Origin of the sequence: Nocardioides psychrotolerans, assembly GCF_900113685.1 — a bacterium.
In the GTDB taxonomy this organism is placed as follows: Bacteria; Actinomycetota; Actinomycetes; order Propionibacteriales; family Nocardioidaceae; genus Nocardioides; species Nocardioides psychrotolerans.
In genome coordinates, this window is sequence record NZ_FOQG01000019.1 from 73,344 (window position 1) to 80,199 (window position 6,856).

A 6,856-nucleotide genomic window follows, 5' to 3' on the forward strand; every position below is an offset into this window, starting at 1 on the left:
GTCACTCTATGAGCAGCCGCACGCGCGTCTTCGTCACCGGCATGGGCACCACCAGCCCGGTCGGTGGCGACGTTTCCAGCACCTGGGACTCCCTCATCAACGGTCGCTCGGGCATCCGCCACCTGACGGAGGACTGGGCCCAGGACATGGCCGTCAAGATCGCCGGCCGGATCGCCGTCGAGCCGACCGAGGTCCTCGAGCGGGTCAAGGCCCGTCGACTGGACCGCTCGTCGCAGTTCGCGATGGTCGCCGCGATGGAGGCCTGGCGTGACGCCGGCCTCGAGGGCTCCGTCCAGGACGGCACCGTCGACGGTGACAGGGTGGGCGTGGCGATGGCTTCCGGCATCGGCGGGGTCAACACGCTGCTCGACAACTACGACATCCTCAAGGAGAAAGGCCCCCGACGGGTCTCTCCCCTGGCCGTCCCCATGCTCATGCCCAACGCCCCGGCTGCCAACATCAGTCTCTACGTCGGCGCCCGGGCAGCGGTGAACACCCCGGTGTCCGCCTGCGCCTCAGGCAACGAAGCCATCTCCTTGGCCCTGGACCAGATCCGTCTGGGCCGCGCGGACGTGGTCGTCGCCGGCGGCACGGAGGCCGCGATCCACCCGCTGCCGATGGCTGCCTTCGCCAACATGATGGCGTTGTCCAAGAACGCCGGGGACCCGACCACCGTGTCGCGCCCCTGGGACACCGGCCGCGACGGCTTCGTCCTCGGCGAGGGTGCCGGCGTGCTGGTGCTGGAGTCCGAGGAGCACGCCCGGGCCCGCGGAGCCCGCATCTACGCCGAGGTCCTGGGCGCCGGCATCACCGCCGACTCCCACGACATCGCGCAGCCCGACCCGAAGGGGCGAGGTGGCTCCCGCGCGATCCTGCGCGCGCTCCACGAGTCCGACATCAGCCCCACCGACATCGCGCACGTCAATGCCCACGCGACCTCGACGCCCCAGGGCGACATCGCCGAGGGTCTGATGCTCCACGCGACCCTCGGCGCCCATGCGGAGAACGTGGTCGTGACGAGCACCAAGTCGATGACCGGTCACCTCCTGGGTGGTGCGGGCGCGCTCGAGTCGATCGCCACGGTCCTGGCCCTGCACCACCGCCTGGTCCCGCCGACGATCAACCTCGACGACCTCGACCCCCAGGTCCACCTCGACATCGCCACCAAGCCGCGCGACCTGCCGGCCGGCGATATCGCGGCGCTCAACAACTCCTTCGGTTTCGGAGGCGCCAACGTCGCCGTCGCCTTCGGGAGCGCCATGTGACCACCTCCGTCGAGCCGGCTGCGGGCACCCGCGTGCCCAAGCCGGTCAAGGTCCCCCGCGACGAAGACCCGCGCAACCCGATCACGCGTCTGCGGGCCCTGATGGACGAGGGCTCGCTGGAGCTGATCACCCCCGACGACGACTCCGGCATGATCGCCGCCGTGGGTCTCGTCGACGGGACCCGCGTGGTCGCCTTCTGCTCCGACGCCACCGTCATGGGTGGCGCCATGGGCGACCTCGGCTGCCGAGTCGTCGTCGACGCCTACCACCGAGCTATGACCGACCAGCTGCCGATCATCGGCCTCTGGCACTCGGGCGGCGCCCGCCTCGCCGAGGGCGTCCTGTCGCTGCATGCGGTGGGCCGGATCTTCCAGATCATGACGCAGGCCTCGGGCAAGATCCCGCAGATCTCGGTCGTGCTCGGTCCGGCCGCAGGCGGTGCCGCCTACGGCCCCGCGCTCACCGACGTCGTCATCCTCGGCCCCCAGGGACGCATCTTCGTGACCGGCCCCGACGTGGTGCGCTCGGTCACCGGAGAAGCCGTCGACATGCTGCGTCTTGGCGGCCCCGAGCCCCATGGCCGCCGTTCCGGCGTCGTGCACATCCTCACCGACTCCGAGCAGGACGCCCTCGACCGCGCCCGCGACGTCGCGTCGCTCCTGGGCTCGCAGGGCAGCCTCCGGGTTGCCGAGGTGGAGGACCGCGACCTCGCCTCGATGCTGCCGGAGTCCAGGAAGCGCGCCTACGACGTGCACCCGCTCGTCGAGGGCGTCCTGGATGACGGATCCATGCAGGAGCTCCACGCCAGGTGGGCGCCCAACATCGTCACGGCGTTGGGCCGCTTCGGTGGGCGCACGGTCGGCGTGGTCGCCAACAACCCGTTGCGCCTCGGCGGCTGTCTGGACTCGCTCTCGGCCGAGAAGGCCTCCCGCTTCGTGCGCATGTGCGATGCGTTCGGCGTCCCGCTGATCGTCCTGGTCGACGTGCCCGGCTACCTGCCCGGGGTCGGCCAGGAGTGGGACGGCGTCGTACGACGGGGAGCCAAGCTGCTGCACGCGTTCGGCGAGTGCGTCGTCCCCAGGGTCACGTTGGTGACCCGCAAGACCTATGGCGGCGCCTACATCGCCATGAACTCCCGCTCGCTGGGCGCCACCAAGGTGTTCGCCTGGCCGGGTTCCGAGGTAGCCGTGATGGGCGCGGTGGCCGCCGTCAGGATCCTCCACCGCCGCAAGCTCGCAGAGGTGTCGGTCGAGATCCGGCCCACCGTCGAGGCCGAGCTTGCCGCCGAGCACGAACGAATCGCCGGCGGTGTCGAGAAGGCCGTGGAGATCGGCGTCGTCGACGAGGTGGTGACCCCGGACCGCACGCGCTCGGCCATCGCCCGCGCCATCGACGAGGCGGTGCAGACCCGCGGCGTGCTGCACGGCCAGCACGGCAACATCCCGCTCTGAGAACCTCGACCGGTGAGCTTGACCGTAACCGGGAGGATGGCGTTGCGTTGTACCTATGACGTCCATCACTCACACGGAGGAATCGTGATGCTGCGCTCTGCGACTCTCGGGACCCTGACCACGTTGGTCGTGACCCTGGGCGGTGTCGGGGTGGCTGACGCCACCTCGACCACGGCGCCCACGGCGCGCACGACCGACGCGTCGTCATGGGGCAGCACCAGGGCCCCTGACCAGGTGCTGCGCCAGGGGTGTCGCAACTATCGCTTCGCCTACAAGATCACCACGCCCAACAATGAGTGGCAGGCGGAAGTTTTCGTGACCGACCCTCGTGGGCGCGCGATCGGCAGCGTCCTGGTCGATGCCGGGTCCAACCCCCGCCAGGACGTCAGGACCTTCCGCACCTGCCGGGCCTCGACGACCCCCGGGCGCTTCAAGCTCCGTATGCGGGTGACCTACACCGTCGGCTACGAGAAGTACGTCGGCTTCGTGAAGCCCACCTACTTCAGGCTCACCCGCCCGCGCTGACGATCGCGGGGCCTGCCACCGTGCGTCAGGGTCAGACGACCTGGTGCAACCAGCGCACAGGCGCGCCGTCACCGGCGTGGCGGAAGGTCTCGAGCTCGTCGTCCCACGGCTTGCCGAGGAGACGGTCGATCTCTACGAGCAGGGTGGTGTCCCCCAGGGCTGCCTTGACGACTGCCGCCTTGAGCCGGTCCTCGGGGATCATGATGTCCCCGTGCAGGCCGGTGACGGCGTGGAAGACCCCCAGCTCCGGGGTGGAGGAGAAGCGCGTCCCCTCGGTGGCCGACGTGGGCTCCTCGGTCACCTCGAAGCGCAGGTGGTTCCAGCCACGCAGGGCGGAGGCCATCTGGGCGGCTGAGCCGGCGGAGCCGACCCAGGAGAGCTCGGCGCGGTAGGCGCCGGCCTGGGCGGGTTGGGGGGTCCACTCCATGCTCACGGCGACGCCGAGGACGCCCCCCACGGCCCACTCGATGTGCGGGCACAGCGCGGAGGGCGCGGAGTGGACGTAGATGACGCCCCTCGTAGCCGGGTGGGTTGCAGTGCGTGTGGTCACCGTGACTCCTTCATCGTCGGCGCGAGCTACGCCTTCCCCAGCGGTCTCACAGTCGATGAACGGTCAGTCGAGTGACAGATGTGTAGTTATGACCCCAGTGTGACGCATGCGGCCCCTGAGCACCAGTAGACACTCGCAGATAGAGCCGCCGTCAGCTGGTCGCCGTCGTGGACGGACACCGGGGACCGAGCTCCATCAGGGTGGAGATGACCTCCTCGGCGATGCCCAGCCCCCCGAGGTGGCTCTCCCCGCTGATCACGGTCATGGTGGCGTCGGGCAACCGGTCGACCATGTGCTGCCCGTGCCGGAAGGGCACGATGTGGTCCTCGTCGCCGTGCCACCAGCGCACGGGCACGCTGACGTCGGCTGCTTGAAAGCCCCAGTCGCGGGTGAAGAGCACCAGGTCACTCAGGGGGGCTGAGGTCTGGAAGCGGCTGCCGTTGAGCAGGTCGTCGAGGAACATCGCCTTGAACTCCGGGCGAGCAAGCAGGTTCTTGTCCCCCGGCGGCTGCAGGGCCGCGTAGAGGTCCAGCCCAGGGCCGGCCAGGGGCTTCACCAGGCGGATGGCCGCTGTGAGCGCGATGCCCAGCGGCACTCGTCCGGCTCGCAGCAGCGGTGCCAGCGCCACGGCCAGCTGGATGATCCCGCCCTCGGCGGCGTCCGGGCCTGCCGTGGGGGCCACTCCACCAAGGACGCCGACACCGTGGACGCGCTGCGGCAGAGCCGCGCCGGCCGCCAGGGCGTAGGGCCCGCCCCCCGAGAGACCGATCAGCCGACAGGTGTCGACGGCCAGCGCGTCCAGGAGCAGCGCGAGGTCCCCGGCCCAGTCGACGATGTTCGGATAGAGGTGGGGGGTGGAGGACCCGATCCCGGGACGATCGATGCCGATGATGCGCAGGCCGTGCTGCTCGGCATGGAGCCGGGCCTCGAAGGGGATCTGCCGACGAGCCCCGGGGGTTCCGTGCATCCACACGATCGCCGCCCCGCGAGGCGCGCCGTACTCCGCGAAGCTCAGGCGTCGCCCGTCGCGGACGGCGACAGTGCCCTCCAGGGCGGGCCGCTCTACTGTGCTCATGAGCGGATTCTGCCACCTGGGAGGGCTGGTCCTCAGGAGGTCCAGCAGGCGCGACAGCGCGACGAAACCGGGTGGTCCCCCTGTCCAGGGCCTACCCTCAGCGCATGAGCACATCCACCGACCTGCAGGTGCGACGTCGCCCGCGGGCTGGCATCATCCTCCGCGTGGGCCTGGGCCTCGTGGTGGTCGCCTTCGTCGTCTGGTTCACCACGAGCCCCGCGGCGCTACCGACCTCGCAGAGCGAGGTCTCGGCGTCGACTCCGGTCTCCATACCGGTCTACGTCGGGGTCTTCACGCCCGCCGCCGACTTCGACCGTCGACTGCACCTGTCCGGGGTGAAGGTGCACACCACGGCGAACACACCGGTCACGGTGACGCCCCTGCTGTGCGTCGGCGGCACAGTCGGAGTCACCACGGAGCCCGAGCGCTTCTGTCGGGGCCTCGTCGACCCCGAGGGACGCACCTTCGGGGAGGGCGACGCGATTGTGCTCGAGGTCTCCAGCCCGCTCGCCGCCATCGCTGTCATCGATCGGGTGCGGCTCGGCTTCCGTGACGGACTCCAGCGGGGCACGCTCGAGGCAGGCAGCGGCGCGATCGTGCGCGTCCTCGGACGCTGATCACCTGACCGTCGCCCTGGCGTCCTCAGACGCCGAGCCTCTTCTCCAGGATCGCGGCCCGCTGCGCAGCATCGGTCATCTCGTCGCTGTCAACAGCGTGCGTGCGGTGGAACCACATGAGCGCATCGGTGTCGCGTCCCGCGGCCTCAAGTGTGTCAGCGTAGGCATACCGCAGCCGCGTCACCCACGGCGCCCGGCTCTTCGACGTCAACGGCGCCAGCTCCAGGGTGCGCAGGGCGGCGTCAAGCTGCCCCATGTCGCGACGTGCCCCGGACTCGACCAGGGTCATCTCCGCCTTCGCCTCGGGCACGAAGTTGACGACCGACGGACTCTTGGCCAGCTTCAGCGCCATCTCGGGCTGCTTCAACGCACGGTGGCAGTCGGCCATGATCGGCAGGTAGGCCGTGGCCCCGTTCATCCGCTTGGCAGCTCGGAGCTCGGCCAATGCTTCGGCGTAGTGGCCGGCAGCGTAGGCCGCCTCGCCCGCTGCCTCCCGCACGACCGCGAGGCGAGGAGCGCGCACCCGGGCTGCCAGCGCGTGCTGGTACGCCGTCTCGGGGTCCTCGTCGACCAGCTGGCCCGCGGCGACCATGTGCCGCGCGATCCGGTTGGCCAGCTTCTCCGGCAGCCCCTTCAGCTGTGCGCCGATCGCACGGTCCAGCTCCTGCCCGGTGATGTCCTCGGGCAGGTCGGGTCCATCGTAGAGCGCCTGCTCCTGGGTGCGAGCAGCCTGCTTGTCCTCGGGACGCTTCCAGTCACCCGATCGCGCGGGACGGCCCTTGCCGCTGTCCCCGCGTGATCCCGCCGGCTTGCTTGCGCCGCGACGGTCCTGACCGGGCTTCCCGCTCGCACGGCGATCCTCGCCCGGCTTGCCACTGTCGCGGCGATCGTTCGAACGACCTCCTGCAGCGGGCTTCCCGGTCGACCGACCGGATGCTCCAGCGCCGCGAGCGGGCCGCTGACCTCGACGATCCTCAGCCACGATGTCTCCTTCTACTCACATCTGCGGCCGTCCGGCCGCGGTAGTCCTACAGCGTAATAGCAGCAGGGCCACCTCGTGTGAGGTGGCCCTGCGCAATATTTGTCCGGCGGCGTCCTACTCTCCCACAGCCTCTCGACTGCAGTACCATTGGCGCTGGCAGGCTTAACTTCCGGGTTCGAGATGGGACCGGGTGTTTCCCTGTCGCTATGACCGCCGTAACTCTATGACCCAGCCTCCCCACAACACGTAGCCACCTGAAACAATCTTCAGGGACACGCTGTGGTGACCGGGTGGTCTTTGATGTGGACGCGAACGACGCCTCAGCGTCTTGTTCATGTGTGCGCGGAATTGTGGTTTCAGTTGAGGGTTTGTGAGACAAGCCCTCGGCCTA

Annotated in this window: 7 protein-coding genes and 1 rRNA gene; 4 read left to right on the plus strand and 4 right to left on the minus strand. The window is 69.7% G+C overall.

What is annotated here, in order from left to right; translation table 11 throughout:
• Positions 1–8 precede the first annotated feature (8 nt).
• The 3 genes from fabF (at position 9) to BM204_RS18820 (ending at position 3,241) form a co-directional block, all read left to right on the plus strand.
• On the plus strand, positions 9–1,265 hold the full coding sequence (gene fabF / locus BM204_RS18810; protein ID WP_091116605.1) for a beta-ketoacyl-ACP synthase II: 1,257 nt from the start codon (positions 9–11) through the stop codon (positions 1,263–1,265).
• Positions 1,262–2,716 carry an acyl-CoA carboxylase subunit beta gene (locus BM204_RS18815; protein WP_246166443.1) on the plus strand — a complete coding sequence of 485 codons (1,455 nt, stop codon included), beginning with the start codon at positions 1,262–1,264 and terminating at the stop codon, positions 2,714–2,716. Before fabF ends, BM204_RS18815 begins: the two co-directional genes overlap by 4 nt.
• Positions 2,717–2,803: 87 nt before the next feature.
• The gene (locus BM204_RS18820) at positions 2,804–3,241 is read left to right on the plus strand and encodes a hypothetical protein (RefSeq protein ID WP_091116607.1); all 438 of its coding nucleotides are present in this window, start codon (positions 2,804–2,806) and stop codon (positions 3,239–3,241) included.
• A gap of 31 nt (positions 3,242–3,272) precedes the next feature.
• Here BM204_RS18820 and BM204_RS18825 read toward each other — a convergent pair whose 3' ends face one another.
• A complete protein-coding gene (locus BM204_RS18825) occupies positions 3,273–3,791 on the minus strand; it encodes a DUF3145 domain-containing protein (RefSeq protein ID WP_091116610.1) in 519 nt (172 codons plus the stop codon).
• A gap of 151 nt (positions 3,792–3,942) precedes the next feature.
• A complete protein-coding gene (locus BM204_RS18830) occupies positions 3,943–4,866 on the minus strand; it encodes an alpha/beta fold hydrolase (protein ID WP_091116613.1) in 924 nt (307 codons plus the stop codon).
• A gap of 104 nt (positions 4,867–4,970) precedes the next feature.
• On the opposite strand from BM204_RS18830, the gene BM204_RS18835 reads away from it, so the two are divergent.
• Positions 4,971–5,483, plus strand: a complete 513-nt coding sequence (locus BM204_RS18835) for a hypothetical protein (protein WP_143099838.1) — start codon at positions 4,971–4,973, stop codon at positions 5,481–5,483.
• 25 nt (positions 5,484–5,508) lie between these two features.
• Here the strand turns inward: BM204_RS18835 and BM204_RS18840 are convergent, their stop codons facing one another.
• Together BM204_RS18840 and rrf are read right to left on the minus strand one after the other, a co-directional pair.
• The gene (locus tag BM204_RS18840; RefSeq protein WP_091116618.1) at positions 5,509–6,465 is read right to left on the minus strand and encodes a hypothetical protein; all 957 of its coding nucleotides are present in this window, start codon (positions 6,463–6,465) and stop codon (positions 5,509–5,511) included.
• Between the two features lie 101 nt (positions 6,466–6,566).
• Positions 6,567–6,683 (minus strand): 5S ribosomal RNA (gene rrf / locus BM204_RS18845).
• Positions 6,684–6,856 lie beyond the last annotated feature (173 nt).